This is a genomic window from Kitasatospora sp. NPDC059827 (genome assembly GCF_042731675.1).
Taxonomy (GTDB): domain Bacteria; phylum Actinomycetota; class Actinomycetes; order Streptomycetales; family Streptomycetaceae; genus Kitasatospora.
In genome coordinates, this window is sequence record NZ_JBHWIV010000002.1 from 103,734 (window position 1) to 105,212 (window position 1,479).

The following is a 1,479-nucleotide window of genomic DNA, read 5'->3' on the forward strand; positions in this document are numbered from 1 at the left end:
GGGGGGGGGGGGGGGGGGGGGGGGGGGGGCCCCGCTGCCCGGGGCGTTGCTCCCGCCGGCCCCCCCCCCCCCGCCGCACGGCCGTGCGTCCGGCGTATTCGGTGGGTCGGGGGCGCGGTGGTGTCGGACATGGTGGTGGTGGTGCTCCTGGGCGGGCTCAAAACGGGGTACATCAGGAGGAACGGTCCGGTTGCGGCGGAGGGTTCAGTCCTGTTGTGGGTGTCGGGGCCAGGGTAGGGGACGGCGGGAGCGCCAGGGCGTCGCGGAACTCCCGGGCGAGGGAGAGGAACTCCTCCGGGGACCGCGCGGCGTGGTGCAGGTCGATCAGTGGCTCCGCGCCCAACTCCCGTACGGCGGAAGCCAGGTAGTCGGCGATCTGGGCGACCGTGCCGCGCTGGGGGACGTCGCCCTCGGGCGCCGGGCCGGCGGTGACCACCGGGTTCACCCGTAGCACCAGGCGCAGCGCCCCCGGGTCACGGCCGGCGGCCCGGGCGGAGTCGCGGACGCGCTCCCAGAGCGGGCGCAGGGCGGGCAGCGGCAGGCCGACGCCCAGCCAGCCGTCGGCGCGCCGCCCGACCCGCTCCAGCGCGGCCGGACTCACCCCGCCCAACAGGACGGGCGGGCGCGGGCGTTGGGCCGGTCGGGCCAGGACGGTCGACGGCGGGACGGTCCACAGCGCACCGGTGTGCCGGACGTCGGCGCCCCCGGTCCAGAACGCCTCCAGCACGTCCAGGGTCTCCTCCAGCCGGGCCGCCCGGCCCCGCCACGGGACGCCGACCGCCCCGTACTCGTCCTCGGACCAGCCGAGTCCGAAGCCGACGTCGAGGCGGCCGTTGCTGAGCAGGTCGATCGTCGTCAGGGTGCGGGCGAGCAGGGCCGGTGGGTACCAGGGCGCGTTGAGCGTGCTGGTGCCCAGGCGCGCCCGGCTCGTCGCGCCGGCGGCGGCGGTCAGCAGGGTGAGTGGGTCGAGGAAGGTCCGGTGGCTCTCCGGGACGGCGCCGTTGCCGCCGGGGTACGGGGTCCGCGGGGCGTTGGCGACCAGGAGCCGGTCGGCCGTCCAGAGCCGGTCGTAGCCGAGTGTCTCGGCCGCGGCGGCGATCCGGACGGTCAGGGCGGGGTCGGCGAAGCGGCCGTACTGGGGGAGGGCGAGTCCGAGGGGCATGGGGTGCTTCTGCCTTCCGTGCGGGGGGCCGGAGCACCCAGTGTCGGCCGACGGGTGCCCGGAACGCCAGGCGTCGGGGGCTCCCGCTGGACTCGCGTCGGGGCTCCCGCCGGGGCTTCCGTCGGGCGGGCGGCGCCGCCGGTTCCCGGAACCACTCGAAGGTGCCACCCGTGCGGCGTGTTCCTGGGGATCGCCGTCGGAATCGGCTGTTGTGGTGGGGGGGGGGGCGGGCGGCCCCCCCCCCCCCCCCCCCCCCCCCCCCCCCCCCCCCCCCCAACCCCAAAAACCAGCCCCCCCCCGGGAAAAACCACCCCCCC

Annotated in this window: 1 protein-coding gene; it reads right to left on the reverse strand. The window is 77.8% G+C overall.

All coding sequences use genetic code 11. From position 1 onward, the window contains the following. Positions 1-172: 172 nt before the first annotated feature. Positions 173-1,162, reverse strand: coding sequence for a TIGR03619 family F420-dependent LLM class oxidoreductase (locus ACFV8H_RS01690; protein WP_380396056.1), 990 nt, complete (start codon positions 1,160-1,162; stop codon positions 173-175). Between the last annotated feature and the right edge of the window lie 317 nt (positions 1,163-1,479).

Excerpts from the sequence above, each read along its gene's own strand:
- ACFV8H_RS01690 (WP_380396056.1), bottom strand. The coding sequence starts at position 1,162 with ATGCCCCTCGGACTCGCCCTCCCCCAGTACGGCCGCTTCGCCGACCCC.